Origin of the sequence: Caenimonas sp. SL110, assembly GCF_001044395.1 — a bacterium.
Classification (GTDB): domain Bacteria; phylum Pseudomonadota; class Gammaproteobacteria; order Burkholderiales; family Burkholderiaceae_C; genus Ramlibacter.
Window position 1 is genome coordinate 1 of sequence record NZ_JANU01000027.1, and the last position, 26,028, is coordinate 26,028.

The following is a 26,028-nucleotide window of genomic DNA, read 5'->3' on the forward strand; positions in this document are numbered from 1 at the left end:
GGAGCCGCTCCAGCGGCGGCTCCTACGGCGGCTATTCGGGTGGCGGCGGCCACAAGTAGCTTCATGCAAACACAACGGATTTTTCTGGAGAAGCATCATGGGCATTGAGTGGCTGAAACCGGGCGCCTTCTTCGGCTCCATCCTCTACGCATTGATAGGCGTGGCCATCTTCTGGCTGACCTTCCTCATCATCGACAGGATCACGCCGTACGATTTGTGGAAAGAGATCGTCGACAAGCAGAACGTGGCCCTGGGCATCGTGGTCGGTGCGATGGCGCTGGGCATCTCGATCATCGTTGCTGCGGCTGTGCACGGATAAGCTGGTGAATGCCATGGAGCAGGCGCGGCCCGTGGCCCCGGCCACGCAGCACGCGCGTGGCGCACCGCGTCCGGTTGAAGTTGCCCTGCTCGCCTCGGTGTTCGTCGTCGCGGCCTGCGGGCTCGTGTACGAACTGGCGGCGGGCGCGCTGGCCTCGTATGTGCTGGGCGATTCGGTGCTGCAGTTCTCCACCATCATCGGCACATACCTGTTTGCGATGGGCGTCGGCTCGTGGCTCTCGCGCTACTTCGAGCGACAACTGCCCGCGCACTTCCTTCGAATCGAACTGCTGGTGGCGCTCGTCGGCGGCTTCCTGCCCGCGCTGCTGTTCATCGCCAACGCCTATACGCCGCAAGCCTTCCGCGGCCTGCTCTACGGTCTCGTATTCGCGGTCGGCACGCTGGTGGGGCTGGAGATTCCGCTGGTGATGCGCATCCTCAAGCGCAACGCCCTGCTCAAGGATCTCGTGTCGCAAGTGCTGACCTTCGACTACCTCGGCGCGCTGGCGGTGTCGGTCGCGTTTCCGCTGGTGCTGGTGCCGCACCTGGGGTTGATCCGCACGGGATTGTTGTTCGGCTTGATGAACGCGGCCGTCGCGCTGTGGGCGGTGTGGCTGTTTCGCCATGAGCTGCGCAGGGTCGCGGCGCATGTTGTCGCTTGCGTGGCCACGCTGCTGGTGCTCGTGACGGGCTTTGCCTTCGCGCAGAACATCACCTCGCTGGCCGAAGATCACTTCTACCAGGACCCGATCGTGTTCACCGCGACGTCGCCCTGGCAGCGCATTGTCGTGACGAAGGGGCGTGCGGGGCACCGGCTGTTCCTCAATGGCAACCTGCAGTTTTCCGAGCGCGACGAGTACCGTTATCACGAGGCTCTGGTGCATCCTGCGATGGCTGCCCATGGCGCTGCGCGAAAGGTCGCGGTGCTCGGTGGCGGCGACGGCATGGCCGTGCGGGAGATCCTGCGATATCCCGGCGTGGAAAGCGTGACGCTCGTCGAACTGGACCCGCACATGACGCGGCTTTTCTCGTCGCACGAAACACTGGCGCGGCTCAATGGTGGTGCCCTCGCATCGCCCAAGGTGAAGATCGTCAACGCCGACGCCTTCCAGTGGCTGCAGGAGACGAATGAGACGTTCGATGTGATCGTGGTGGACTTTCCGGATCCGACCAATTTTTCCGTCGGCAAGCTCTACACGACTTCTTTCTACGCGCTGATGGAGCAGCGGCTTGCCGCAAGTGGTTATGCGGTGGTGCAAACGACCTCGCCACTGGTAGCGCGCCAGAGTTTCTGGACGGTGGTGAGCACGCTCGAATCGGTGGGCCTTGTCACCGCGCCGTATCACGCGAATGTGCCGAGCTTCGGCGAATGGGGCTTTGTGATTGCGGGCCGCAGGCCCTACCGCATGCCAACAGAGCTGCCACAGGGCCTGCGCTTCCTGGGCCTTGCCGGCTTGCCCCAGCTCTTTGATTTTCCGAGGGACATGGCGCGCGTTCCTGCTGAAGTCAATCGACTGTCCAACCAGGTACTCGTGACCACCTACGAGCGCGAGTGGGGCAAGGTTACGCCGTGATCGCACGCCGCGCTGTACTCGCGTCTGCGGCGGCGCTTGCATTGCCCGCGTGCGAAACGAAACGAGAAATCACCGGAGCGCTGCTCGGCGCCGACGCTGAACGCGGGCATTGGCTGCGCGACACGAGCGCGCGTCAGCAACCAGCGGCATCCCGGCAGACACGCGTCGTGATCGCCGGCGGCGGCATTGCGGGGCTGGCTGCCGCGCGCGCCCTGCGCAAACGCGGCATCGAAGACTTCGTGATGCTGGAACTCGAAGACGCGCCAGGCGGCAATAGTCGGGGCGGCGAGATCGCCGGGGTTGCTTGTCCGCTCGGCGCGCACTACCTGCCTGTGCCGGGTGACGCTGCGCGCGAGGTGCAGCATTTCCTCGAAGACACGGGGCTGCGCAAACGCGTCGCGGGACGATGGGTGTACGACGAGCGGCATCTGTGCCATGCGCCGCAGGAGCGACTGTTTTTTAACGGTGTATGGCAAGACGGCCTGTTGCCGCTGCAGGACGTGGGCAGTGCAACGCTCGCCCAGTACGAGCGCTTCTCGCAGTTGGTGACACGCGCGCAGCAGCAGAGTCCGTTCAGCATGCCGGTAGCGACGACCACGCCGAGCGCATCGCATCTGTCACTCGATGCAATGACTTTCGATGCATGGCTGCTTCGTGAGGGGCTGACCGATACGCACCTGCGGTGGTACCTGGACTACTCCTGCCGTGATGACTACGGCGCGGGGCTTGCCGCCGTCTCGGCCTGGGCAGGCATTCATTACTTCGCGAGCCGCCACGGCTTCCAGGCACCCGGCCATCAGGCGGAACAGGCGGAACAGGCGGAACAGGCGGATCGGGCGGACCATGCTTCAGCGTCGACCGAAGGTGTTTTGACGTGGCCTGAAGGCAATGCATGGCTGGCGCGCAAGCTGGTCGAAGGACTGGGCGACCGGTTGCAAACGGGCCGCGTCGTGACGCGCATTGAAGAGGGTCGGCACGGCGTCACCGTCGATGCATTCAACGCTGGCGCCAACGTCATGGAGCGTTGGCAGGCCCAGCATTGCATCGTCGCGTTGCCGCTTTTCGTCGCCGCTCGTACGGTCCAGAACGCGCCATCGCTGTTGGTCGAGCGCGCGCGTGCAATACGCTACGCGCCTTGGGCGGTGGTGAACATGCACCTGCGCGAGCCGCTACGCGATCGCCCCGGCGCGCCGCCATCGTGGGACAACGTGGTCTATGGCTCGCGCGGTCTGGGCTACGTTGATGCGCGTCACCAGAGCATGGACCCGCGCCCCGGGCCTACGGTGCTCAGCTGGTACTCGCCGCTGCCCGAAGGTGACCGCGCCTTGCTGCTGTCACGCAGCTGGTCCGACTGGTTGCAGGTGGCACAAGCCGAATTGGCCGCGCCGCATCCGGACCTGCGCGAGCGCGTGACACGCGTGGAGGTGGCCCGCTACGGACATGCGATGGCAATACCTTTGCCCGGGATGCTGGGGCGAACCGCGGCCGGCCTGCCGCAAACAGCCCGCCTGTCCTATGCACACGCTGACTGGGCGGGCTATTCCGTGTTTGAGGAAGCCTTCACCGCCGGCCACCGCGCCGCCATGCGGGTGCGATGAGGCGCGGGTCTCCCCCATTGGTACCCATAGCCTTTTGTTGGATGCCCGCTGCGTGGGTGCATCCGTAGAGTCGGACCGTCTCAGATAACGAAAGGTCCGACCATGCTAGCCAGATGCACAGACACGCCTATTCATCCAGCGCGGTACGCCACGCCGCCGGACATGCCGACGCAGCAACTGGAAGAATGCGTCGGGCCATCTCAGGAGATCGAATCTCCCGATGTCATGGCGGCCCGAATGATGGAAGCTTCGACTGCAACAGCGATCTTCGACAGGATTGCCGAGGCCCGCCACGACCAGGCGCAGGCCATGGCGCTTAGCCAGTCGGTTGCGCGTGGGACGGGCTCTCTCGATGGAATTGACCGTGTGCAACGCCTTGCATTGATCCGCGCGCACACGGACATCTACGTGCGGGTCGCTGACCAGAGCCGCATACTGGAGCAGCAGCGCCTGCTGACCCACTGCATCGCACTCGAGATGGATCGCGGCTCGGTTGCGTGGACAGAATTGGCCGCCCACCTCGGCGCGAGCGAGTCGGCTGTCCGATGGGCTCACGCATGCGGCCAGCCGTGGCCGGAGATCGAAATCCTCCATGAGTCCCCCGCAGGGCAGGCGCTGATTGAAATCCACCGGCAGCGTGAGCGCTTGCAAGCGGAGTTTGAAGCACTTACCGCCGATATTGCGCGGCGGCGCGAGCAGTTGACTGCTGCGCTTCCCGTGAGTTCCTGCGGCCCCGCGCAGGCCGGGGGTCAGCTGCCGCAGCCTCAACCCGAAGGCAAACTCGAAGAGCCTAAAAAAACCGTGGCGCTCGCAGCCGACGATCGCCGCTCAAAGCTTGAAGCCAAGCTCGAGGCCCAGCGGGGGCATTTTGAAGGAGCCAAGCGAAAATTGAACCAGGCCCGTGACAGGGACCTGGAAACTCATCATGAACTGCGCAAGTTTCTCAATTTGAGGTGCCGGGCCGGAGACTTCGAGGATTCAATAGACATCGTTTCCTTCGGCGCGCTGAAGGGCTACTCGAACCTGAGCGACAAGGCCCAGAAGATGTCGGTGGTTTGGGATCGGATGAACGAGGCGGAGAGAGCGTGCCAAAAAACCGAGCGTCAACTGGCGTCGCTACCTTTGTCGCCTGCAGTCATCCACGTCTAGCAACGCAGGAGTGAAGGCCTGATCTCGCTACCCGCGCATCAGCGCTTCAATCTCGTCGGCCTTCACAGGCACGCCGCGCGACACCAGCTCACAGCCGGCATCCGTGACGATCGCGTCGTCCTCGATGCGAATGCCGATGTTGTGGAACTGCTGCGGCACACCCTCACCCGGCCGCACGTAGATGCCGGGCTCGATGGTGAGAACCATGCCGGGTTGGAGGATGCGGCTCGGCCGGTTCTTGATGATCTCGCCCGACAGGGGGTCCTTGCGCTCGCTGACTTCGCCTGCCTGTGACGGCTCGACATAGCTGCCGCAATCGTGCACGTCCATGCCGAGCCAGTGGCCGGTGCGGTGCATGTAGAAGGGGAAGTACGCGCGCTTCTCGATCACGTCTTCCAGCGTGCCGACCTTGTTTTTGTCCAGCAGCCCGACATCGAGCATGCCCTGCGCGAGCACTTTCACGCTCGCATCGTGCGGGTCGTTGAATCGCGCGCCTGCCTTCGTCGCGGCGACGGCTGCTTCCTGCGAAGCCAGCACGATCTCGTACAGCGTGCGCTGGGGTCCGGTGAATTTTCCGTTTGCAGGAAAAGTGCGCGTGATGTCGCTGGCGTAACCGTCGAGCTCGCAGCCTGCATCGATCAACACCAGTTCGCCATCTCGCACCGGCGCCATATCGGCGCGGTAGTGCAGCACGCAGGCATTCGCCCCGGCCGCAACGATGGATGTGTACGCCGGATACTGCGAGCCGCCCATGCGGAACTCGTGAAGCATCTCTGCGTCGAGATGGTACTCACGCACGTCCTTGCCCTCGCGCAGCATTTGCGCGGAGAGCTTCATGGCGCGGATGTGCGCGCGTGCGCTGATCTGTCCGGCGCGACGCATGATGTCCTGCTCGTGCGCATCTTTGACCAGACGCATTTCGTCCAGGATGCTGCACAGGTCGCGTTGCGTCTCGGGGCAGATCGCGCCATAGCGCACGCGGCTGCGAACCTTGTTGAGCCAGCCGCCCACGCGCGCTTCCAGGCCTTCGTGAATCGCGAACGGATACCACACGGCGCTGCGGTTTTCGAGCAGCCTGGGCAGTTGCGCATCGAGTTCGTCGAATGAATACGCCGCCTGCACACCCAGCGCAGCAGGCGCTGCATCCGGCCCGAGGCGATAGCCGTCCCAGATCTCGCGCTCCAGGTCCTTGGGTGCGCAAAACAATGTGCTGCTGCCGTCCCCCGAAATCACCAGCGCTGCATGCGGCTCCGAGAAACCGGTGAGGTAATAGAAGTAGCTGTCGTGCCTGAACAGAAAATCGCTGTCGCGATTGCGCGGACGCTCCTGCGCGGTCGGGATGATCGCGATGTCGTTCTTGCCGAGTTGTTGCGCAACGCGAGCGCGCCGTGCGGCATAGAGGCTGGTCGGGTTCTTGGTCATGCAGAAGCTTTCTGTTGTGCGCCCGGTGATGCCAGGCTTTCCAGTTGCGCCGGCGTGCCCAGGTTGTGCCAATCGCCCCGCCAGACTTCGACGCTGATTCGTCGTTCGCGCATTTTCTCAAACAGCAGCGGACCCAGTGCAGCGCGCTTTCCCTCGGGGATGTGCGCGCAGAGTTCCCTGCGAACCAGGGCGAAGTTCGCGAACGTCCAGCGAAGCCCATCGGGTCCCGCCTCGTCTGCCAATCCGAGCCCGTCTTCACCGATGCCGAAATCACCTTTCAGGTGGAAATCAGGGTTGGGCACCAACCACAAATGCGCCAGCAAATCGCCCTGCGCAAACTGCTCCTGCTTCGCAGGATCAAAAACGAAGTCGGGCGCGAAGATGTCCGCCGACACCACCCAGAACGTGTCGTCCAGCAGCGGCAGCGCCTTGGCAATGCCGCCCGCCGTCTCCAGCGCGCCGCCGTGGTCGCGCCCCTCCATCGAATAGTGAATATGCAAGCCCCAGCGCGAGCCATCGCCCAGCGTGGCCGGGATCTGCTCTTCCAGCCACGCGGTATTGATCACGACGCTCTTGACGCCCGAACGGGCCAGCGCCTCCAGGTGCCATTCGATCAGCGGCTTGCCGCGCACCTTGAGCAGCGGCTTGGGGCATGAGTCCGTCAGCGGCCGCATGCGGTCGCCGCGACCGGCGGCCAGGATCATCGCAGTGGCGCGCATCATGAATCTGCGTCCCCGCGATCGAGCGAGCGCTGCTCCGTCCACTCCGGCTGGAAGCGATTGACCAGTGCGGTCATCACACCGCGCGCCTTGGCCGAATGATCCGCGCCGAAGTTGCACACATAAACATCGATGGTCACTGCGCGCTGCTCCGGCCAGGTATGAAGACACACATGCGATTCGGCCAGCAAGATGGTGGCTGTCACACCACCGGGCCCGCGGTCAGTGCCGGGGAATGTGTGAAACAGGCGATTGACCGCCTGCAACCCGGAGGCTTCGACGACTTTCAGGCACCAGTCGCCCAGTTGCTGCGCGTCGGTCAGCCACAGCGCTTCGCAGCGGCAGCGGTAGAGGTCGGCGGTGAGGTGAAGCCCTTGCATGGCAAGAATGTAGACGAAGCCGGTAGCAGAACTCACCAGAACCCCGTGCAACGGCCGGGTTCGCGCACCTCGTTAAAATCTGGGGTTTCCCCTGATCAACCCTCGGAGCCCTGCCCCCATGGCCAAAGATTCACCCGTGGCGAACGACGATCGCACCAAAGCACCAGCCGATCACGCCAACATGGCCAATGCAATCCGGGCACTCGCCATGGATGCTGTCCAGGCAGCCAATTCCGGCCACCCCGGCGCCCCGATGGGCATGGCCGACATCGCAGTCGCCCTGTGGGGCAACCACCTCAAGCACAACCCCCGCAATCCGCACTGGTTCGACCGCGACCGCTTCGTGCTGTCCAACGGCCACGGCTCGATGCTGCTGTATGCGCTGCTGCACCTCACCGGCTACGACCTGCCGATGCAGGAACTCAAGAACTTCCGCCAGCTGCACAGCAAGACGCCCGGCCACCCCGAAGTGGACGTGACGCCCGGCGTCGAGACCACCACCGGCCCGCTCGGCCAGGGCATCACCAATGCCGTGGGCATGGCACTGGCAGAAAAGCTGATGGCCGCCGAATTCAATCGCGACGGCCACACGGTTGTCGATCACAACACCTACGTGTTCATGGGCGACGGCTGCCTGATGGAAGGCATCAGCCACGAAGCCTGCGCACTGGCTGGCGCGTGGAAGCTGGGCAAGCTCATCGCGGTCTACGACGACAACGGCATCTCCATCGACGGCCAGGTCGCACCCTGGTTCGTGGATGACACCCCCGCCCGTTTCCGTGCCTATGGCTGGAACGTCATCGGCCCGGTGGACGGCCACGACGTCGCTGCTGTCGACAGAGCCATCGGCGATGCGCGCCGCGGCGGTGTCGACAAGCCCACGCTCATCGTCGCCAAGACACACATTGGCAAGGGCAGCCCCAACCGCGCCAATACGGCCAAGGCGCACGGCGAAGCGCTCGGCCTGGAAGAAGTCAAGCTCACGCGTGAAGCCATCGGCTGGCCGCATGAGCCCTTCGTGGTTCCCGCTGGCGTGTACGGCGATTGGGACGCCAAGGCCAAGGGCGCAGAAGCTGAAGCAGCGTGGGACAAGCGTTTTGCGGCCTATCGCAGTGCGCATCCCGAACTGGCCGCTGAGTTCGTGCGTCGCATGAAGGGCGAGTTGCCGAAGAATTTCGCGCAGGTGGCGGTCGATGCGGCCGTGAGCGCGCAGGCCAAGGCCGAGACGGTAGCGTCGCGCAAGGCCTCGCAGATCGCGCTTGAATTCTTCACCGCAGCGCTGCCTGAAATGCTCGGCGGCTCGGCCGACCTCACCGGCTCCAACCTCACCAACACCAAGGCCACGGCGCCGCTGCGCTTTGACCTGGCTGGCGACGTCAAGAAAACCGAAGAAGGCCAGATCGGCCGCCATATCAACTACGGCGTGCGCGAATTCGGCATGGCCGCAGTGATGAACGGCGTTGCACTGCACGGCGGCTACATCCCTTACGGCGGCACCTTCCTGACCTTCAGCGACTACAGCCGCAATGCAATCCGCATGGCTGCACTCATGAAGCGCCGTGTGATCCATGTGTTCACGCACGACTCGATCGGCCTGGGCGAAGACGGCCCGACGCACCAGTCGGTCGAACACGCAGCCAGCCTGAGGCTCATCCCCAACCTGGACGTCTGGCGTCCGGGCGACACGGCCGAAACGGCAGTGGCCTGGGCGGTCGCGCTGCAAAACGCCAATCGCCCCACGGCACTACTCCTTTCGCGGCAAAACCTGCCTTACGCACCCAAGGCCAGCCTGGATGAAATCAGCAAGGGCGCGTACGTCCTGGCCGAGCCCAGCGAAGTCGGCATCTCCAAAAAGGCGCAAGCCGTGATCATCGCGACCGGCTCCGAAGTGCAACTCGCGCTCAAGGCGCAAGAGCAACTCGCGGCCAGCGGCATTGCGGTGCGCGTGGTTTCCATGCCCAGCACCAACGCATTCGACCGCCAGGATGTCGCCTACAAGCAAAGCGTGCTGCCCGCAGGCATCCCGCGCATCGCAGTGGAAATGGGCGTGACCGACGGCTGGTGGAAATACGGCTGCGCGGCAGTCGTCGGCATCGACAGCTTCGGCGAATCGGCTCCGGGCAATGTGCTGTTCAAGCACTTCGGGTTCACGCCCGAGAACGTGGCCGATACGGTGCGGACGGTGCTGCGCAAGTAAAGCGGTGTCATGCCGGACCCGATCCGGCATCCATGAATTTCCGGATTTTTGATTCACAGGAGAATTTTGAAATGACCATCAAGATCGGCATCAACGGCTTCGGCCGCATTGGACGCAACGTGCTGCGTTCCGCCGTGCAGAATTTCAGCGACATCGAAGTCGTCGGCATCAACGACCTGCTGGAGCCGGAGTACCTCGCGTACATGCTGCAGTACGACAGCGTGCATGGCCGTTTCAAGGGCGGCGAGATTTCGGTCGAGGGCAACAACCTGGTCATCAACGGCAAGAAGATTCGCCTGACGCAAGAGCGCGACCCGGCCAACCTCAAGTGGAATGAAGTCGGCGCCGAGGTGGTCATCGAATCCACGGGCCTGTTCCTGGACAAGGAAGGCGCAGGCAAGCACATCGCAGCCGGCGCGAAGAAGGTCATCATCTCCGCGCCGTCAAAAGACGACACGCCGATGTTCGTCTTTGGCGTGAACGACAAGACGTACAAGGGCGAGGCGATCATCTCCAACGCCTCATGCACCACCAACTGCCTGGCGCCGCTGGCCAAGGTGCTCAACGACAAGTGGGGCATCAAGCGCGGCCTGATGACCACGGTGCACGCAGCGACCGCCACCCAGAAGACGGTGGACGGACCTTCCAACAAGGACTGGCGCGGCGGCCGCGGCATCCTGGAAAACATCATTCCGTCTTCGACCGGAGCGGCCAAGGCTGTCGGCGTGGTGATTCCTGAACTGAACAAGAAGCTGACCGGCATGAGCTTCCGGGTGCCGACTTCCGATGTGTCGGTCGTTGACCTGACGGTGGAGCTCGTCAAGGAAGCCAGCTACAAGGAAATCTGCGCCGAGTTCAAGGCGCAATCCGAAGGCGCGCTCAAGGGCGTGCTGGGCTACACCGAAGACAAGGTGGTCGCGACCGACTTCCGTGGCGATGCGCGCACTTCCATCTTCGATGCCGATGCTGGCATCGCGCTCGACGGCACTTTCGTCAAGCTTGTGAGCTGGTACGACAACGAATGGGGCTACTCGAACAAGTGCCTGGAGATGGTGCGGGTGGTGACCCGGTAGCCATGATCGCATGGCAAAAAAAACGCGCCTTTGGCGCGTTTTTTTTTGGCCAGCGTTCGCAATGAAGAACCTACGCCGGCGTCTCTTCCCGCCCACCCGGATGCTTCGCAAACCGCGGCACCTCGCGCCCATGCACCGGCGCGCTGTCGGCAAACGGCCAGCCGCCGAACTGGGTCCGACGGTAATCCTGCATCGCCTGCATGATCTCGGCCTGCGTGTTCATCACGAAGGGGCCGTACTGCGCGACCGGCTCGGCAATCGGACGGCCCTGCAGCAGCAGGAACTCGCCGACTGTTTCGCCGTTGAACAATTCCACAGACGCATCGGCCCGCAACTCGATCGCGCTCGGGCTGTTCACAGTCTGGCCCGCCACCTGCGCGCTCGTGCCCTTGAAGAAGTAAAGCGTGCGCTTCGTTCCCTTGCCCAGCGCGGCAGGCAGGGTCCAGCGCGCGCCCGGCGTCATCCGGACGGTCCAGATAGCCACGTCGGATTCAGGCTGCGCCGCCCATGAATCAGGCGGCGGTGGCAAGGGATCGGCAGCGCCAGCCAGGCGTCCGGCAACCACGGACACCTTGGTCTCCAGACCCGCCTCGTCCTTCGTGACGAGCTGCGGAATATCCTGCGACCAGAACATCGTGAAGTGCGCAGGCGCCATCTTGTTCTTCGCGGGCAGGTTCAGCCAGATCTGGAACAGCTCCAGCGGGTTGTCCTGAGCCTGCTCCAGCAGCGGAAACATCTCGCTGTGGACGATGCCCTTGCCTGCAGTGACCCATTGCGCATCGCCTTGACCGAAGCGCGCCGTCGCGCCAAGCGAGTCGGAGTGGTCGATCAGCCCCTTGCGCACGACAGTGACGGTCTCGAAGCCGCGATGCGGGTGCGCGGGAAAGCCCGGCACGGTGTCGCCGTGGTACATGCTCCAGCCGTCCTTGCGGCTGAAGTCCTGGCCGATGTCGCGGCCCGCGAGCGTGGCGTCCGGTCCCATCGCGGCATTGCCCTGGGGGTAGGCATCGTCGTGGTAAGCGCAAAAAAGAAATGGGTCCTGGGTCGCCCAGGGAAAGCCGAGCGGCTGGACAGAGACGACAGCGGAAGGGGTGGTTGCAGTGTTCATGGTCGTCAGTTGGGGGCGCGAGCGCCCATCAGAAGTCGCACCAGCAGGACGGTGAGTTTCACGGCGCCACAGCTGCGCTCAATGATGATGACCGTGCTCGCCATGCACATGGCGATGCGCGATTTCTTCTGCACTCGCTGCACGCACGCCCAGTACCTTCAGCACGAACTTGAGTGACTTGCCTGCCAGCGGGTGGTTGCCGTCCAGCAGCACCGTGTCGCCCTTGATCTTCGTGACATGAAAGACATGCGGATCGCCGCCATCGGTGCGGCCTTCCAGCTGGCCGCCCACCTTCACGCCGGGTGGGAATTCTTTCTTGGGGATGGTGCGCAGCAGCGATTCGTCGCGCTGGCCAAAGGCATCGTCGGGCTCCAGGTTGAGCGTGACTTCGTAGCCCGCTTCACGCCCGTCCAGCGCCGCTTCGATCTTGGGCAAGGTGTTCTCGTACCCACCGTGCAGGTAAACCATGGGCTCCTTGCTTTGCTCGATGAGCTTGCCGGTGGTTTCGGCAACTTTGAAGCGCAGGGTCACCACAGTGTCTTTTTCGATTTTCATGGGATGGATTTTGCCCAAAGAAATTGCGTACAGTCCTAGGATGACCGAGAGCCCCACCGAAATCGAAACGACCCAGGCGCAGCAACCCGCGCCTGCCGAGACAAAACCCGCCGCCCCCACCCGGGCGCCCCGCAACATGCAAGCCGCTCACGCCGTGCTGGAGCGGCTGTTCCAGCTGTATCCGAAAATGTTCGGCGCGAAGTTCCTGCCGCTCAAGCTGGGCGCGTTCCAGGACATCCTGGCGCGGCATCCGGATGACTTCGCCAAGGAAGACCTGAAGCTTGCCATGGGTCTTCATGCGCGATCGACCCGCTACCTGGAGAGCGTCGCTGCAGGAAACCCGCGCCACGACCTGGACGGCAATCCGCTGGAGCCGGTGGCGCCTGAGCATGTGCACCATGCCATCTGCGAGATCTTCCGGCGCAAGTCGGGCCGCAATCTCGAAGAGGCACAGGCCTGGCGCAAGAAGCGGCTGGTAGCCGCCATCGCGGCGTCGGGCCTCTCGCGGGAAGACTACGAAGCCCGCACAGGGATCAAGGACGAGGCATCGCAGGCGGCAGTCGACGAGGCGTTTGCCGATATCGCCGAGCGGGCGGCCCGGCATGAAGCCCTCAAGCGCGCCTTTGCCGCCAGCGGCCAGACGGTCGAGCAATTTGCAGACACCTACGGCATGAAGGTGGGCGCCGTCCGCGAGGCGCTGGGACCTGATGCCACGACCCACGCAGCAAACGTTCCAGACCCGACGCCAGCCCCGGTCTGACGGCACGGCCGCGACCTTGCCAAAGCCGCCGTCACAGTCATCGCCACAGTGTCATCGCCACAGAAGGGCCGCCCGTCATGCTGAGTTTTGTCACCGTCTGCCGCAGCCGGCTTCATCACCTGAAGCTCTCCCTGCCCAAAATGGTGGCCCAGCCGGGGGCTTCGGTTTTCGTCGTGGACTACGGCTGCCCGGACGGCACGGGCGACTGGGTCCGGGCGAATTTTCCGCAGGTGACGGTGGTCGCGCCGCAAGACGCGTCGAAGTTCGAACTGGCGCGCGCCCGTAATCTTGGCGCAGCGGCTGCCATCGCAGCCGGGGGGGAGTGGCTGTGCTTTGTCGACGCCGACACGCTTCTTGCGCCGGACTTCACGCACACCGCCATGCCTTTCCTGGAGCGCGGCGCGTTCTACCGGCCCAACAGTGGAATCGGCGACAGCGTCGGGATGTGCATCTGCCATCGCGACGACTTCAGCAAGGTTGGCGGCTACGATGAAGTGCTGCAGGGCTGGGGCATGGAAGATCGCGACCTCTACACCCGGTTCGTGATCGAGGGGCTGCCCCGTCGGCGCTTTCCGGGGCATGCGTTCGAGATGATCCGGCACAGCGTTGACCTGCGCGTGCAGCACTACGACATCAAGACGCCTGAGCTCAGCAGCACGCTCAACCTCGTTTACTGCACAGCCAAGTGGGATCTGATGCGCCTGGAGCTTGCCAAGCTCAACCTGCAGCGGCGCAAGTCGCTGTATCGCCAGGTCTCCAGGCTGGTGCTGGATGCGCACGAAAGGAATGCGCCGTTCGTCATGCGGCTATCCGTCTCGTCCAGAAAGAGCGTCGCCGGTGTGACGCTGACCTCGCAACTGGTCTACCGGATGGACAAGACCACCGACGAGTCCGGACAGCCCCTCATTGCAGACAGCGGCCACATCCGCAGTTACGGCGACGACGATTTCACCGTCGCAGGGGAAACAGCGCAAGACGTAGGGAGCGCAAACCGGGCGCCAGCCTAGGCTTCTTCCTTGATCCGGTACTGCGAGGCCAGCTGCGCCTGCACGCCGGGCGGCACGGCCTCATAGTGGCTGAACGCCAGGGTGTACCGGCCCTGCCCGCCTGTCAGTGCATTGAGCCTTGACTGGTAGCTCGCCAGCTCCGACAGCGGCGCCTGCGCCAGCACAGCCAGCCCGGTGGCAACCGTCGCCGTGCCGCTCACCTGCCCTCTGCGTGAAGCCAGGTCGCCGGTGATGTCGCCGATGTTGTCCTGTGGCGCCGCGATCTCGACATTGACGATGGGCTCCAGCACGCTGGGCCGAGCAGCTTGCACGGCTGCGATCAACGCCCGCTTGCCCGCCTGGATGAACGCGATCTCCTTGCTGTCGACGCTGTGGTGCTTGCCGTCGTACACGATCACGCGAAGATCGGTCACCGGGTAGCCGGCCACCACGCCTGATTCGAGCGCCTGCCGCACGCCCTTCTCGACGGCGGGCATGAAGTTGTACGGAATCGCGCCGCCCTTGACCTGGTCGATGAACTCGAACCCCGAGCCGCGCGGCAAGGGCTCGACCTTCAGGAACACTTCGCCAAACTGCCCGGCACCACCGGTCTGCTTCTTGTGGCGATGATGCCCTTCGGCTGGCGATGTGATCGTCTCGCGATAGGCAATGCGCGGCGGACGTGTGAGCACCTCGCACTTGTGTACCTCGGTGAGCCGGTCGAGCAAGGTGCGCAGGTGCAAATCGCCCAGGCCGTAGACGACGGTTTCATTGGTCGTTGCAGCATGCTCCAGCCGCAGGCAGGGATCCTCGCTCACGAGCTTGAGCAGGATGTCGTGCAGCCGCTGCTCATCGCCCCTTCGCCGGGGCTCGATCGCAAGGCCGTGCACAGGTACCGGAAACTCCAGCGGCATCAGGTGAATGTGGTCATCTTCGGCCGCGTCATGCAGCACGGCATCGAAATGCAGTTCCTCCACTTTGGCGATGGCGCAGATGTCACCGGGCAGCGCGCGTGGAATCTCCTTGAACTCTCGGCCTTGCAAGCTGAACAGGTGGCCGACCTTGAACGGCCTTCGCGCATCGCCGACATAGAGCTGGCTGTCGCGCGTGAGCGTGCCCTGGTGCACACGAATCACGCCCATCTTGCCGACGTACGGGTCCTGCGTGACCTTGAACACATGAGCCAGCACATGCTTGCTGGCGTCGGGCAGCGCGTGCATGGGTTTGGCACCGGGACCTTCGCCGTTCAGGAACTGCGGCGGGTTGCTCTCGGTCGGATCGGGCAAGAGGCGGGTGATGACATCCAGCAATTCCGGCACGCCCGCGCCGGTGCGCGCCGATACAAAACAGATGGGAATCAGGTGCCCCTCGCGCAGCGCCTGCTCCAGTGGCGCATGCAGCTCCTGCGGATCGACGTCGCCATCATTGAGGTAGCGCTCGACGAACGCCGCATCCACCTCCACGACCTGCTCGACCAGCGCGCGATGCGCTGCTTCCACCGATGAGAAATCCGTGCCGGCATCGTCCTGCGACCGATTGAAAAAACAGTCGACAACTCTCGTGCCGTTGTGCGCCGGCAGATTCACCGGCAGGCATTCGCGCCCGAAGGCGGCCTGAATCTGTGCGACAAGCGTTTCCAGGTTCACACCCTGCGCGTCGATCTTGTTGACGATGATGATGCGGTCGCGCTCGCGCTGCGCAGCCCACGTCATCATGCGGTGCGCCATTGGCTCCACGCCGGCCTGCGCGCTGATGACGACAGCGGCTGTCTCCACCGCTTCCAGTGCAGGCAGTGACTGGCCCAGGAAATCTGGCGCGCCGGGTGTGTCGATCAGGTAAGCGTGAACACCGTTGTGCCGCAACCCCAGCACCGACGAGTTGAGCGATCGCTGGGCCTTCTTTTCAAGCGGGTCGTGATCGCTGACCGTCGAGCCGCGCTCGACCTGACCCGGCGCACCGATGGCGCCGGACTTCCACAAGAGCGCCTCCACCAGGCTGGTCTTGCCCGACGTCGCAGGGCCGACCAAGGCCAGCGTGCGAAGCGAGGCGATATCGACATTGGCCACGGATGTGGGCATCGCGATCTCCTGTGCAGGGATGAACGCGCATGTTAAGCCCGGGGCCAGCGATCGTGCAACGTCACCTCTACCGTGTCACCCCACAGGTCGATCTGCGCGGGACTCGCGTCGTGTGCGACGTTCGCTGCCGCGCCGCGCACATAGCCCAGCGCAACGCATGCGCCTGCGAGCGGGCTGTAACCGGCAGACGAAATTTCGCCGACAGTGACGCCATCGACAAGAATCGTCTCGCCACCCCACACGTAGACATCGGGCGGCAGCAGCAAGCTCACCAGCTTCTTGCGAAGCGGCAAGCCGTGGCTTTTGCGCAGGGCCGCCTGGCCGATGAATGAAGACGGCTTGTCGAGCTTGACGCTGAAACCCAGACCTGCTTCCCACGGTGACTCATCGGGGCCGAGCTCCGCGCCCCATGCACGGCGACCCTGTTCGATGCGCAGGGCGTCCAGCGCGTAGTAGCCCGCGTCGCGCAGGCCCAGGTCCTTGCCGGCTTCGCACAGCGCGAGGTAGACATGGCGACACATCTCCACCGGCACATACAACTCGAATCCCGGCCCGCCGACGTAAGCCATGCGCGCGGCTCGAACACGCGCAAGTCCCAGATCAATCTCTTTGGTCCACGAGAACTTCAACGCTTCGGGCGAAAGATCGTCCGGGCTGACGCGCGCCAGCAGTTCGCGCGCCTTCGGACCCATGAGTCCCAGCACGCAATACATGGTTGATACGTCGGTGAGTACGACATGCTGGTCGCCAGTGATGTGACGATTGATCCAGTCTGCGTCGCGGGTCGCCTGCGCCGAGCCTGTGATGATGAGGAAGCGATCGCTCGCCTGCCGGATGACGGTGAGATCGCTCTCGATGCCGCCGCGCTCGTCGAGCATCGGCGTGTAGACCATGCGGCCCGTGGGCACGTCCATCTCGTTGGCGCACAGGCGCTGGAGCAGCGCGAGTGCATCGCGGCCTTGCAGCAGCAGCTTGGAGAATGAACTCTGGTCGTAGATGGCGACGGCTTCGCGGGTGGCGCGCTGTTCTTCGATCATCCAGGGGAGCCAGCCCGGTGTGCCGAGTGTGTGGTCGGGTCGGGGAGCCCTCACCCCCGCCCTCTCCCGCAAGCGGGAGAGGGAGTCGTCCAGGCCCAGAGTCCCGTGTGCAGACGAAGAGTCTTGATTGCTCCCTCTCCCGCTTGCGGGAGAGGGTTGGGGTGAGGGTGCCAGCGGCCTGAAATAATTCGCCCGCTCCCACCCGTTCTTGCTGCCAAACTCCGCGCCCTTGTCCTTGAGCAGGTCATACAGCGGCGATGTGCGCAGCGGCCGCGCCGTCTGCAGTTCCTGCCGGGGCCAGCGCATCGCGTAGTGCAATCCCAGCGTCTCCGCCGTGCGCTCGGACAGCGCCTTGCGATTGCCGGTGAAGCTGCCAAAGCGGCGAATATCCACATCCCACACATCGGTGCTCGGCTCGCCGCCGATGATCCATTCGGCGATCAACCGCCCCGCTCCACCGCTGTTGGCAATACCTGCCGAATTGAAGCCCGCGCACACGAAGTAATTGCGCAACTCCGGCGCTTCACCCAATATGAAGTTTCCATCGGGCGTGAAGCTCTCGGGTCCGTTGAGCAGCATCTTCACCTCGGCCGTCTCCAGGCAAGGCGTGCGATGCATCGCGTGGGTCATCAGGATCTCGAACTGGTCCCAGTCTTCATCCAGCAACTGGAACTGGAAGTCGCTCGGAACCGGGTCCATCTTCCACGGCTTGGCATGTGGCTCGAAGCCGCCCATCACCAGGCCGCCGACTTCTTCCTTGTAGTAGATGAAGCCGTCGGGGTCGCGCATGACCGGCAGCATCGGATGCACGCCGGGGATCTTGCCGGTGACGATGTAGAAATGCTCTGCAGAAAACAGCGGCACATTCACACCCGCCAGCACGCCGAACTGGCGCGCCCATTGCCCCGCGCAATTGACCAGCGTCTCGCACTTCACGAGGCCCTGCGCAGTCTGCACACCGGCTACGCGGCCCTGCTCGATCACCACGCCGGTCACTTCGATGTCTTCAATGATCTTCACGCCGCGATTACGCGCGCCCTTGGCCAGTGACATGCACAGGTCCGCCGGATTCGCCTTGCCATCACCGGGCAGCCACAGCGCGCCCTGCAGGTCGTCGATGCGAAGGATGGGGTATTTCTCCAGCGCTTGTGCAGGCGATATCTCATGGCACTCCACACCGAAACTGCGCGCCATCGCGAGTTGCTTTCGCAGCACCTTCATGCGCTCGGGCGTCTTGGCGACGTTGACGCTTCCGCACTGCTTCCAGCCGGTTGCAAGACTGGTCTCGGCTTCGAGCGTGGCGTACAGCTCGATGCCGTACTTGCTCATCTGCGTCATCGTGCGGTTGGGGCGCATCTGGCCGACCAGCCCCGCCGCGTGCCATGTCGTGCCGCTGGTGAGCTTGCCCTGCTCCAGCAGCAGCACATCGGTGATGCCCATCTTTGCCAGGTGATACGCAGTCGAGCAACCTGCGATGCCGCCGCCGACGATCACAACCTGCGCCGATGAAGGCAGTGCCATGAGAAACCTCCTGATGTTGAGCGGCCTACGCGATTCGAAGCGCCATCACGCCCGCGACGATGATGGCCGTGGCCGTTGCGCGCCGCGCGGTAAACGGCTCTTTGAGAAACCATGCACCGAGCAGCGCGGCGAACAGCACGGACGTCTCGCGCAAGGCCGCCACGGTCGCAACCGGCGCACGCGTCATCGCCCACAGCGCAATGCCGTACGAGCCAAATGAAGCCAGCGCGCCCATCAGGCCTACCGGCCAGCGCGCGCGCGCATAGGGCCAGACGACCGATCCGCCCCGACGCACGAACACGATGAGCGCGAACGACCAGCCATCGAGTGCGAACAAGGCGATGACGTACTGCAGCGCATTGCCGCTCTCGCGCACACCCAGTCCATCGACGACGGTGTACATGGCAATCACCACCGCGTTGCTAAGCGCGAACGCAACCGCGCGTGGCGATTCGAGCGCATGGCGCGACAGGCCCAGCGCCAGCACGCCGCAACTGATGCCCAGGATGCCTGCCCATGCCATTGGCGTCAGCGTCTCGCCCAACGTGAACGAGGCTGTCAACGCCACGAGCAGCGGCGCCGTGCCGCGCATCAGCGGATAGGTCAGGCCCAGGTCGCCGTGCTTGTACGCGCCGGTCAGCGCGATGTAGTAAGCGATATGAATCACCGTCGATGCGATCACATAAGGCCACGCGGCGACAGGCGGCAGTCCGACGATGAACACCACCGGGATGGCGACAAGGGAGCCGATCAGGTGGATCAACGCGGTGTCGAGCGCCTTGTCCTTGCTCGACTTGACCAGCGCATTCCAGCTCGCATGCAACAGGGCTCCCAAGAGCACGGCCGCAACGACCGGCCATGTCAGCGTCATTGGGCTGTGCCCGCGGGCAGCGCGCAGCGGCGGGCGCGTTCAAGAAAGTGAGTCAGGGGTGGTGTGGGTAGCCCTGCCGTCTTGGCCAGGTCATCCCAGATGCGCAGTCGCACCGCGTCCGCTGCGCCGCCTTGCGAGATGAAGGCCTGCGCCTGTTCTTCGTTGTAGATGCCGCCCTGCAAGCCCAGCGAACGTTTGGAGTCGTCGGACAGCTCGGCGAAATAACCGGGGCGCACGGCGCACAGGTAACGCTTGGCATCGACATGCAGCTTGATCGGCTCGATCACGTCGTCGCCAAAGAGTCCGCGCAAAAATGGCAGCGCGCGGTATTGATGAACGTCGTCAATGCCTTGCAGCGTCGGCGACGGCCCGAGGTCATGGAGCAGATGGCCCAGATCGTGCAGCAATGCTGCGGTGACAAGCGCGTCGCTCGCGCCTTCCTGCTCGGCGAGCAGCGCGCTTTGCAGCGCGTGCTCCAGCTGCGTCACGGGCTCGCCCGTGTACTGCTCTGCGCCGCGATCGGCGAACAGCTTCTCGATATCGGACAGTGTCAGGGCCACGGTGACGGCTCCAGGCTCACTGCCAGGGCAGCGAGTAGGTCTTGAGGTTGGTGAAGCTCTTCATCGCTTCCTGCACGCCTTCCTTGTAGCCCAGGCCCGAGTCCTTGATGCCGCCGAAGGGCGTCAGTTCGAGCCGGTAGCCCGGCACCTCGCGCACGTTGACCGAGCCGACATGCATCTCGTTGATAAAGCGCGTGATGTAGTCGAGCCGGTTGGTGCAGACCGAGCTGGAAAGGCCGTACGCGGTTCCGTTCGAAATCGCGATTGCTTCATCGATGCTGCTGAACGTGATGATGGGCGAGACCGGCCCGAAGGTTTCTTCGCGCACGACGGTCATCTCGGGCCGTACCGCGCCGAGCACGGTCGGTGAATACAGCGCGCCATCGCGCACATTGCCGGCCAGCAGCTTCGCGCCCTGCGCCACCGCTTCATCGACGCGCGCTGCAAATGATTGCGCAGCGGCTTCATCGATGACCGTGCCCATGTCGCTCGACTTGTCCTGCGGGTCGCCGTGCTTCCACGCTTTTGTCTTGTCGACAACCATGTCTGTGAAGCGCGCCGCAACGGACTCGTGCACCAGCATGCGCTTGACGGCGGTGCAGCGCTGCCCGGAGTTCTTGTAGGAGCCCTGCACCGCGAGCGACGACGCTTCGTCGAGGTCGGCATCTTCCATCACGATGATGGGATCGTTGCCGCCGAGTTCCAGCACCACGCGCCGATAGCCCGCCTTCGATGCGATGTACTTGCCGATCGCGACGCCGCCGGTGAAGGTGACCAGATCGACACGCGGATTGGTGATCAGCTCGTCGGCGATCTCGCGCGGGTCGCCGGTGATGATGCTGAGCATCTCGGGTGGCAGCCCCGCTTCATACAGGATGTCGGCAAACAAGATCGCGGAAAACGGCACCTTCTCTGACGGCTTGAGCACCATGCGGTTGTTGGTCGCGATGCTGGGAACCACCTTGTGCGCCACCTGGTTCATCGGATGGTTGAAGGGCGTGATGGCGCTGATGACCCCCAGCAGTGGCGAGCGCTGCGTGTACACGCGCCGCTTCTTGCCGTGCGGCGTCAGGTCGCAGCTGAAGATCTGGCCGTCGTCCTTGAGGACTTCATTCGCGCCGAACAGCAGCACGTCGCTCACGCGGCCCGCTTCGTAGAGCGAGTCTTTCACGCACAGGCCGGACTCGGCGGTGATGAGTTGGGACACCTCGCCCAGCCGCTCGCGGATGATGGCTGCGGCCTTGTTCAGGATGGCAGCGCGTTCGTAGCGCGTGAGTCTGGGCTGGTACGCGTGGGCCGCTTCAAATGCGGACTTCACTTCTTCGAGCGTCGCCTTCGGAACGCTGCCGATGCGCTCGCGGGTGAAAGGATTGAAAACCTCGATGACGCGTTCGCGCCCCGCGCCTACTTTGGCGCCCGCAATGCGCATCGCGTCGAGTTGATGCGTGCGTATGAAGTCAGCAATCATTGCAGAACCCCTCCCCCGTCTGTCATGCCGGACTCGATCCGACATCCACCGCGAAGCGGCTGCGGCCGTCGAAGACATGGATTGCGGATCAAGTCCGCAATGACAGCCTCCTCGTTGGCAAGGACGGCCCTCTTGTTGGCAATGACAGCCTTATGGTTGGCCAGTCTGTCACTGCGCATAGTTCAACGCCAGGTCAAACGCATCGAAATTGCGGAACCTGCGCGTCATGTCCAGCCCGGGCAGCTTGCGATTCAAAATCAGCGGCACGCGTTGCTCGCTGATACCGCCGTGCGAACGCAGCGGTGCATCCAGGCCCGACAGATCGTGACGGCTTGCAGAAGTGCCGATCACGGTGAAGCGCTCCGACACGCACACGATGTCCCCGATGCGATCGGCAGGCAACTCGAATCGTTCGGCCGCCGCTGCCCGGTCCAGCACGACTTCCATCCCCTTGAGCGCCTGCAGTTGGGCAACCACCGGTGCCGCGGCCATGCCCTCGGGCAGATAGATCGTTGCGAACGACCCCAGCGCGCCGTGATGCACGACATACGGATCGGTGATGGGAAGGATTACCCGTGCCTTTACAGCGCCCAGCGTCCTGTCGCACCAGTCCTGCAGATAGATCACGTCGGGCGTGCCGTCCATCGCGACCTTGGCGTTCATGCCGTGGTCGGCGGTGAGTGCGATCACGCAACCCAGCTCGTCGAGCTGGCCGAGGTAGCCATCCATCATCGAATAGAAATCGTTGGCGCCTTCAGTGCCCGGGGCGTGCTTGTGCTGCACGTAGTCGGTCGTCGAGAGATACATCACGTCCGGGCGATTGCGCTGCATCAGCTTCACACCGGCGGCGAACACGAACTCCGAAAGATCGGCGCTGTAAACACTCGGCACCGGCAGGCCGACGATGGAGAGCACATCGTCGATGCCGTTCTCATCCATCGTCACCTCGTTGGACTTCTCCGATGAAAAGCAGATGCCGCCTTTCATGCCGTGGCCGAGCAAACGGCGCAGCTTGTCCTTGGCGGTGATGATGGTGATCGATTTGCCCGCCTCGGCCAGCGCCGCGAAGATGGTCGGTGCGCGCAGCCACTTCGGATCGTTCATCATCACTTCGGTCCCCGTTGCGGTATCGAAGAGATAGTTGCCGCAGATGCCGTGCACCGAAGGCGGCACCCCGGTCACGATGGACAGGTTGTTGGGGTTGGTGAAGCTGGGCACCACGCAGTCGGCGACCAGGCCGGTGCCGCCCGCCAGCGTGCGCTTGAGCCACGGCATGCGGCCATTGGCCACGGCCTGCGCGAGGTAGTCGGGTTCGCATCCATCGACGCAGACGATCACGGTGGGCCGCGTGGGCAACTTGTATTGGCGTTTATTGACTGTCAGCACTGCGGGCTTTCGTGGGTTGGGCGCTTTCACCGGCATCGGCTCGCGACTGGCGGCGCAGGTCGTTTTCGATGGTGCGTTCCTTGCTGTCCATCGCGTGGTCGAACATCGCCTTGCCTGCGGCGTCCGGGTCGCCCGAAGCGATGGCTTTCAAAATGGCGCGGTGCTCACCGGCCGAGATCGGCAGCAGCCATCCGTCCGCCAGGTTCAGCCGCCTGAACAGCGACAGCTCCTTGATCAGCTTGCGGTAGATGGAAGTGAGCTTGCTGTTGCCCGCCATCTCGACCAGCCGGTCGTGGAACTTGAGGTTGAGCAGGTGGTAGTTGTAGGCGTCTTCGGCCTTGACAGCCTTTTCCATGGAGTCGACCAGCGCCTTGACTTCCTTGAGCTGCGCAGGCGTGATGTGCTCGGCCAGACGCCGGCCTACCAGCTGGTCCATCGTGGCGCGCAGGTCGAAGATCTCGACTGCTTCATCGATCGGAATATCGCGAACGAAGACGCCGCGATTTTTCTCGTTGCGAACCAGGCCCGCCTCTTCGAGCATGCGAAAGGCCTCGCGCACCGGCCCGCGCGACACGCCCATCTTCTGGGCGAGCGTCGCCTCGATCAACTTGCTGCCGGGCGCGTATTCGCCCTGGAGGATGGCGCGCTCGATCTCGTGTTGCACCACTGTGGTCAGAGAGCTGCTTTGAAGCAGCGCTATGGTGGGGTGCAGGGCGGCATTCATGCCCCGCATTAGAGCAGCATCACGCCGATTGTCAACAATCTGCAAAAAACAATTGACAAGGTTTTACACCGGGCGTCAAATGAATCTCATCGGCGAGGGGCCGGTCACGTCATGTCATCAAAGAAGCGGGGCGTCACGAAACCGTCACCCGCGGTCCGCAGTATCGAAACCTTTTGTCCTTGAGGAGTTCACCCATGCGCACCCGTTTTGTCCTGAAGTCCGTCCTGCTCGCCGGCCTCGCAGCCTGCGCCGGCCTGGCCTTCGCCCAGAAGACCCAGTTGCTGGTTTACACGGCGCTGGAGACCGACCAGCTCAAGGCCTACCAGGAGGGCTTCAACAAGTCCAACCCGGACATCGAAATCAAGTGGGTGCGCGATTCGACCGGCGTCATCACCGCCAAGCTGCTCGCCGAAAAGGGCAACCCGCAAGCCGACGCCGTGATGGGTGTGGCCGCTTCCAGCCTTGCGTTGCTCGACAAGAACGGCATGCTCGAGCCCTATGCGCCGATCAACCTCGACGCCATCATGAGCCAGTACCGCGACAAGAAGAAGGTGCCGGCATGGTTCGGCATGGACGTGTGGGGCGCGACCATCTGCTTCAACACGGTTGAAGCGCAAAAGAAAAACATCCCCAAGCCAGAGACCTGGAAAGACCTGACCAAGCCCGTCTACAAGGGCCAGATCGTGATGCCCAACCCGGCATCGAGCGGCACCGGCTACTTTGACGTGACGGCATGGCTCACGCTCTTTGGCGATGACAAGGGCAAGGGCGGCGGCTGGAAATACATGGACGGCCTGCACGAGAACATCGCGCAGTACACGCACTCGGGCTCCAAGCCCTGCAACATGGCTGCCGCTGGTGAATACGTGATGGGCATCTCGTTCGAATACCGTGGCAACGCCAACAAGGCCAAGGGCGCACCGATCGATCTCGTGTTCCCCAAGGAAGGCCTCGGCTGGGACCTGGAAGCATTCGCAATCCACAAGGGCACCAAGAAACTCGCTGCTGCGAAGAAGCTGGCTGACTGGGCTTCGAGCAAGGATGCGATGCTGCTGTACGGCAAGAACTTCGCGATCACCGCGCAGCCCGGCATTGCACCGCCGCTGGCCAATGTGCCCAAGGACTACGAAGCACGTCTGGTCAAGATGGACTTCAGCTGGGCTGCGGAAAATCGCGAGCGCATTCTTGAAGAGTGGACCAAGCGCTACAACGCGAAGTCGGAGAAGCGCTGAGCGAATTGATGCGGCCTCCAGCGGCTGTCATCGCGAGTCCCACTGGTTGTCATCGCGGCCCCACTGGCTGTCATTGCGGACTTGATCCGCAATCCATGCGGGCGACGAGTCAAGCGCCGTCGTCGCTTCGCGATGGATGCCGGATCAAGTCCGGCATGACAGCCGGGTACAGCGCCCGCGTGACAGCCGGGTAAATGCCCGCATGACAACCCGGTACAGGTCCGGCATGACAGCCCCAGTTGCAGTACAGCGTTTTAAATGACCCCCAATCTCTTTCTCGACCTGCGCCACATCCGCAAGGAGTTCGGCGCTTTCACTGCACTGCACGACGTCAGCCTGGGCATACAGAAGGGCGAGTTTGTCTGTTTTCTCGGGCCGTCGGGCTGCGGCAAGACGACGCTCTTGCGAATCATCGCGGGGCTCGAAGTGCAGACGGCCGGCGAGGTGTGGCAGGCCGGACGCGACATCTCGCGCCTGCCGCCCGCCGAGCGCGATTACGGCATCGTCTTTCAAAGCTATGCCCTTTTTCCCAACCTCAGCGTCGCCGATAACGTGGCCTACGGCCTGGTCAATCGCAAGACGCCTCGCGCGGACATCGCCAAACGCGTCACCGAACTGGTGAAGCTGGTGGGACTGCCGGGCAGTGAAGGCAAGTACCCCGCGCAACTGTCGGGCGGCCAGCAGCAACGCATTGCATTGGCGCGGGCGCTCGCCACCTCGCCGAGCCTGCTGCTGCTGGACGAGCCGCTTTCAGCGCTCGATGCGCTGGAGCGTGTGCGGCTGCGCCAGGAAATCCGCGCGTTGCAGCAAAAAGTCGGCGTGACCACCATCATGGTGACGCACGACCAGGAAGAGGCGCTGTCGGTTGCCGATCGCATCGTGGTGATGAACCACGGCTCGATCGAGCAGGTCGGAACGCCACTCGATATCTACCGCGAACCGGCGTCGCCGTTCGTCGCCGATTTTGTCGGCAAGGTCAACACGATCTCGGCCCGGGTGCGCTCCGGCGCGCTGGAGTTCGGCAGCCTGAGCATTCCGTGCGAAGGCGCCGATCGCGATGCGCGCATTTACCTGCGGCCCGAAGATGTGCTCGCGCGCCCGATCAACGACGGCGACCTGCATGTGTTCGACGCGAACATCGAAAAGATCGAGTTCCTGGGTTCCTACTGCCACGTGCGGGTGGCTTCGCCTGCGCTGGACGGCAATCCGCTCACGGTGTACCTGTCGCTCAATTTCCTGTCGGAGCAGTCGCTGGAAGTGGGCTCACCGCTGCGCCTGAAGCTGCTGCCCGAACGCATCAAGGTGTTCTGAT

At 63.6% G+C, this 26,028-nt stretch carries 22 protein-coding genes; 10 read left to right on the plus strand and 12 right to left on the minus strand.

From position 1 onward, the window contains the following. Nucleotides 1–97 precede the first annotated feature (97 nt). The 4 genes from AQ12_RS13260 (at nt 98) to AQ12_RS13275 (ending at nt 4,639) form a co-directional block, all read left to right on the plus strand. Nucleotides 98–319: a DUF350 domain-containing protein gene (locus AQ12_RS13260; protein WP_048440410.1), complete on the plus strand. Its 222-nt coding sequence runs from the start codon at nt 98–100 to the stop codon at nt 317–319. 13 nt (nt 320–332) lie between these two features. Continuing rightward, the gene (locus AQ12_RS13265) at nt 333–1,892 is read left to right on the plus strand and encodes a polyamine aminopropyltransferase (RefSeq protein ID WP_152682793.1); all 1,560 of its coding nucleotides are present in this window, start codon (nt 333–335) and stop codon (nt 1,890–1,892) included. After that, a complete protein-coding gene (locus AQ12_RS13270) occupies nt 1,889–3,490 on the plus strand; it encodes an FAD-dependent oxidoreductase (protein ID WP_238587718.1) in 1,602 nt (533 codons plus the stop codon). The genes AQ12_RS13265 and AQ12_RS13270 overlap by 4 nt, the downstream gene beginning before the upstream one ends. Nucleotides 3,491–3,652: 162 nt before the next feature. Then, complete coding sequence (locus AQ12_RS13275) at nt 3,653–4,639, plus strand: hypothetical protein (RefSeq protein ID WP_048440411.1); 987 nt, start codon at nt 3,653–3,655, stop codon at nt 4,637–4,639. Nucleotides 4,640–4,666: 27 nt separating this feature from the next. On the opposite strand, the gene AQ12_RS13280 is transcribed toward AQ12_RS13275, so the two are convergent. The 3 genes from AQ12_RS13280 to speD are packed head-to-tail and all read right to left on the minus strand — an operon-like array spanning nt 4,667 to nt 7,160. Beyond that, on the minus strand, nt 4,667–6,061 hold the full coding sequence (locus tag AQ12_RS13280) for an aminopeptidase P N-terminal domain-containing protein (protein ID WP_048440412.1): 1,395 nt from the start codon (nt 6,059–6,061) through the stop codon (nt 4,667–4,669). Further along, on the minus strand, nt 6,058–6,783 hold the full coding sequence (gene murU / locus AQ12_RS13285) for an N-acetylmuramate alpha-1-phosphate uridylyltransferase MurU (RefSeq protein WP_048440413.1): 726 nt from the start codon (nt 6,781–6,783) through the stop codon (nt 6,058–6,060). The genes AQ12_RS13280 and murU overlap by 4 nt, the downstream gene beginning before the upstream one ends. After that, nucleotides 6,780–7,160: an adenosylmethionine decarboxylase gene (gene speD, locus AQ12_RS13290; RefSeq protein ID WP_048440460.1), complete on the minus strand. Its 381-nt coding sequence runs from the start codon at nt 7,158–7,160 to the stop codon at nt 6,780–6,782. The genes murU and speD overlap by 4 nt, the downstream gene beginning before the upstream one ends. Before the next feature lie 118 nt (nt 7,161–7,278). On the opposite strand from speD, the gene tkt reads away from it, so the two are divergent. Then, nucleotides 7,279–9,357 (plus strand): transketolase, encoded by a 2,079-nt coding sequence (gene tkt / locus AQ12_RS13295; RefSeq protein ID WP_048440414.1) that lies wholly within the window; start codon nt 7,279–7,281, stop codon nt 9,355–9,357. Nucleotides 9,358–9,428: 71 nt separating this feature from the next. Then, entirely contained in the window at nt 9,429–10,430 is a 1,002-nt protein-coding gene (gene gap / locus AQ12_RS13300; RefSeq protein ID WP_048440415.1) for a type I glyceraldehyde-3-phosphate dehydrogenase, read from the plus strand. Nucleotides 10,431–10,500: 70 nt separating this feature from the next. Here gap and AQ12_RS13305 read toward each other — a convergent pair whose 3' ends face one another. Further along, nucleotides 10,501–11,538 carry a pirin family protein gene (locus AQ12_RS13305; protein ID WP_048440416.1) on the minus strand — a complete coding sequence of 346 codons (1,038 nt, stop codon included), beginning with the start codon at nt 11,536–11,538 and terminating at the stop codon, nt 10,501–10,503. Between the two features lie 78 nt (nt 11,539–11,616). Continuing rightward, nucleotides 11,617–12,093, minus strand: a complete 477-nt coding sequence (locus AQ12_RS13310; protein WP_048440417.1) for a peptidylprolyl isomerase — start codon at nt 12,091–12,093, stop codon at nt 11,617–11,619. Nucleotides 12,094–12,133: 40 nt separating this feature from the next. On the opposite strand from AQ12_RS13310, the gene AQ12_RS13315 reads away from it, so the two are divergent. Both AQ12_RS13315 and AQ12_RS13320 read left to right on the plus strand, forming a co-directional pair. Then, nucleotides 12,134–12,853, plus strand: coding sequence for a ProQ/FINO family protein (locus AQ12_RS13315; protein WP_048440418.1), 720 nt, complete (start codon nt 12,134–12,136; stop codon nt 12,851–12,853). A gap of 77 nt (nt 12,854–12,930) precedes the next feature. Further along, entirely contained in the window at nt 12,931–13,860 is a 930-nt protein-coding gene (locus AQ12_RS13320) for a glycosyltransferase family 2 protein (RefSeq protein WP_048440419.1), read from the plus strand. Here the strand turns inward: AQ12_RS13320 and fusA are convergent. From fusA to AQ12_RS13355, 7 genes are all read right to left on the minus strand, one after another. Next, complete coding sequence (gene fusA / locus AQ12_RS13325; protein ID WP_048440420.1) at nt 13,857–15,917, minus strand: elongation factor G; 2,061 nt, start codon at nt 15,915–15,917, stop codon at nt 13,857–13,859. The genes AQ12_RS13320 and fusA overlap by 4 nt on opposite strands. 32 nt (nt 15,918–15,949) lie before the next feature. Continuing rightward, nucleotides 15,950–18,475 carry an FAD-dependent oxidoreductase gene (locus tag AQ12_RS13330; protein ID WP_048440421.1) on the minus strand — a complete coding sequence of 842 codons (2,526 nt, stop codon included), beginning with the start codon at nt 18,473–18,475 and terminating at the stop codon, nt 15,950–15,952. Nucleotides 18,476–18,500: 25 nt separating this feature from the next. After that, on the minus strand, nt 18,501–19,346 hold the full coding sequence (locus AQ12_RS13335; RefSeq protein WP_048440422.1) for an EamA family transporter: 846 nt from the start codon (nt 19,344–19,346) through the stop codon (nt 18,501–18,503). Next, nucleotides 19,343–19,906, minus strand: a complete 564-nt coding sequence (locus AQ12_RS13340) for a phosphonate degradation HD-domain oxygenase (protein WP_048440423.1) — start codon at nt 19,904–19,906, stop codon at nt 19,343–19,345. Before AQ12_RS13340 ends, AQ12_RS13335 begins: the two co-directional genes overlap by 4 nt. Before the next feature lie 16 nt (nt 19,907–19,922). Continuing rightward, the gene (phnY, locus tag AQ12_RS13345) at nt 19,923–21,374 is read right to left on the minus strand and encodes a phosphonoacetaldehyde dehydrogenase (RefSeq protein WP_048440424.1); all 1,452 of its coding nucleotides are present in this window, start codon (nt 21,372–21,374) and stop codon (nt 19,923–19,925) included. Between the two features lie 168 nt (nt 21,375–21,542). Beyond that, nucleotides 21,543–22,796, minus strand: coding sequence for a phosphonoacetate hydrolase (gene phnA, locus AQ12_RS13350; RefSeq protein WP_048440425.1), 1,254 nt, complete (start codon nt 22,794–22,796; stop codon nt 21,543–21,545). Then, nucleotides 22,744–23,484, minus strand: coding sequence for a phosphonate utilization associated transcriptional regulator (locus AQ12_RS13355; protein WP_238587719.1), 741 nt, complete (start codon nt 23,482–23,484; stop codon nt 22,744–22,746). Before AQ12_RS13355 ends, phnA begins: the two co-directional genes overlap by 53 nt. 194 nt (nt 23,485–23,678) lie before the next feature. On the opposite strand from AQ12_RS13355, the gene AQ12_RS13360 reads away from it, so the two are divergent. Then, complete coding sequence (locus tag AQ12_RS13360; RefSeq protein ID WP_048440427.1) at nt 23,679–24,716, plus strand: putative 2-aminoethylphosphonate ABC transporter substrate-binding protein; 1,038 nt, start codon at nt 23,679–23,681, stop codon at nt 24,714–24,716. Between the two features lie 258 nt (nt 24,717–24,974). Further along, entirely contained in the window at nt 24,975–26,027 is a 1,053-nt protein-coding gene (locus AQ12_RS13365; protein WP_048440428.1) for a putative 2-aminoethylphosphonate ABC transporter ATP-binding protein, read from the plus strand. The last annotated feature ends 1 nt before the right edge of the window (nt 26,028 follow it).

Bases quoted from the DNA above. Each gene is read 5' to 3' on its own strand.
- AQ12_RS13315 (WP_048440418.1), top strand. From the start codon at position 12,134: ATGACCGAGAGCCCCACCGAAATCGAAACGACCCAGGCGCAGCAACCC.
- gap (WP_048440415.1), top strand. From the start codon at position 9,429: ATGACCATCAAGATCGGCATCAACGGCTTCGGCCGCATTGGACGCAAC.
- tkt (WP_048440414.1), top strand. From the start codon at position 7,279: ATGGCCAAAGATTCACCCGTGGCGAACGACGATCGCACCAAAGCACCA.
- phnY (WP_048440424.1), bottom strand. From the start codon at position 21,374: ATGATTGCTGACTTCATACGCACGCATCAACTCGACGCGATGCGCATT.
- AQ12_RS13320 (WP_048440419.1), top strand. From the start codon at position 12,931: ATGCTGAGTTTTGTCACCGTCTGCCGCAGCCGGCTTCATCACCTGAAG.
- AQ12_RS13330 (WP_048440421.1), bottom strand. From the start codon at position 18,475: ATGGCACTGCCTTCATCGGCGCAGGTTGTGATCGTCGGCGGCGGCATC.
- AQ12_RS13260 (WP_048440410.1), top strand. From the start codon at position 98: ATGGGCATTGAGTGGCTGAAACCGGGCGCCTTCTTCGGCTCCATCCTC.
- phnA (WP_048440425.1), bottom strand. From the start codon at position 22,796: ATGCCGGTGAAAGCGCCCAACCCACGAAAGCCCGCAGTGCTGACAGTC.
- AQ12_RS13335 (WP_048440422.1), bottom strand. From the start codon at position 19,346: ATGACGCTGACATGGCCGGTCGTTGCGGCCGTGCTCTTGGGAGCCCTG.
- murU (WP_048440413.1), bottom strand. From the start codon at position 6,783: ATGATGCGCGCCACTGCGATGATCCTGGCCGCCGGTCGCGGCGACCGC.
- AQ12_RS13360 (WP_048440427.1), top strand. From the start codon at position 23,679: ATGCGCACCCGTTTTGTCCTGAAGTCCGTCCTGCTCGCCGGCCTCGCA.
- AQ12_RS13365 (WP_048440428.1), top strand. From the start codon at position 24,975: ATGACCCCCAATCTCTTTCTCGACCTGCGCCACATCCGCAAGGAGTTC.
- AQ12_RS13275 (WP_048440411.1), top strand. From the start codon at position 3,653: ATGCCGACGCAGCAACTGGAAGAATGCGTCGGGCCATCTCAGGAGATC.
- speD (WP_048440460.1), bottom strand. From the start codon at position 7,160: ATGCAAGGGCTTCACCTCACCGCCGACCTCTACCGCTGCCGCTGCGAA.
- AQ12_RS13355 (WP_238587719.1), bottom strand. From the start codon at position 23,484: ATGAATGCCGCCCTGCACCCCACCATAGCGCTGCTTCAAAGCAGCTCT.
- AQ12_RS13305 (WP_048440416.1), bottom strand. From the start codon at position 11,538: ATGAACACTGCAACCACCCCTTCCGCTGTCGTCTCTGTCCAGCCGCTC.
- AQ12_RS13310 (WP_048440417.1), bottom strand. From the start codon at position 12,093: ATGAAAATCGAAAAAGACACTGTGGTGACCCTGCGCTTCAAAGTTGCC.
- AQ12_RS13265 (WP_152682793.1), top strand. From the start codon at position 333: ATGGAGCAGGCGCGGCCCGTGGCCCCGGCCACGCAGCACGCGCGTGGC.
- fusA (WP_048440420.1), bottom strand. From the start codon at position 15,917: ATGCCCACATCCGTGGCCAATGTCGATATCGCCTCGCTTCGCACGCTG.
- AQ12_RS13280 (WP_048440412.1), bottom strand. From the start codon at position 6,061: ATGACCAAGAACCCGACCAGCCTCTATGCCGCACGGCGCGCTCGCGTT.